We start from the raw sequence: 741 nt of genomic DNA on the forward strand, positions 1-741 counted from the left end.
ACCCCGGCGCGGGCGGCTGCGCCGAGGAAGGACAGCATCTGACAGGCGGAGGCGGCCATGACCACCAGCTGTTCGGGATTGAGCCGGTCGGGGTCGCCGCGGAAGGCCGGGTCCGCGCTCAGGTCGACCCGCGCGGCGGCGGGCGGGGCGACGGCGGTGTGGTCGCGCGAGTAGCCGCGGACCCCGTCCGCGGTGGAGCCGTCCCAGTGCAGGTGGGTGCGGTAGGTGTGGGTGTCCATGCGCGGACCGTAGGCGCCCGACGCTTCGGCGCCGGCCGAAGCGTCGGCGTCGTATCGTCACCCCCATGAGCCGAGACCGGGACTTCACCAGCGTGGGCAGGGCGCTCGCCGCGCCCGCGCGCTCGGCCTTCCTCAACCTGCTCATGGACGGCACCAGCCGGCCGGCCGGCGAGCTGGCCCGGGCGGCCGGGGTGAGCGCGTCGACCGCGTCCGAGCACCTGGCGGCGCTGGTCGACGCCGGCCTGGTGACCTGTGAGGCGCGCGGTCGCCGCCGCTACTACGCGCTCGCCGGCCCACGGGTGGCCACCGCACTCGAAGCGCTCGGCGCCCTGGCCGACCCGGTGCCCGTCTCCGGGTACCGCCGCAGCCGCGAGATGCGCACCCTGGCCGCGGCGCGGCTGTGCTACGACCACCTCGCCGGACGGCTCGGCGTCGCCCTGACCGACGCCTGGACGCACCGGGGATGGCTGACCGACCGCGAGTCGCTGACCCTCGCCGAATC

Annotated in this window: 2 protein-coding genes; one reads left to right on the forward strand and one right to left on the reverse strand. The window is 76.4% G+C overall.

The window, feature by feature from the left end:
- On the reverse strand, positions 1-239 hold a 239-nt coding region (locus KUM32_RS38470), incomplete at its 3' end, for an OsmC family protein (protein WP_374227605.1).
- A gap of 65 nt (positions 240-304) precedes the next feature.
- Here KUM32_RS38470 and KUM32_RS38475 point away from each other — a divergent pair.
- Positions 305-741 (forward strand): helix-turn-helix transcriptional regulator (locus KUM32_RS38475; RefSeq protein WP_217146449.1); only part of this gene is annotated, 437 nt, incomplete at its 3' end.

The sequence above is a fragment of the Streptomyces sp. AC627_RSS907 genome (assembly GCF_019049165.1).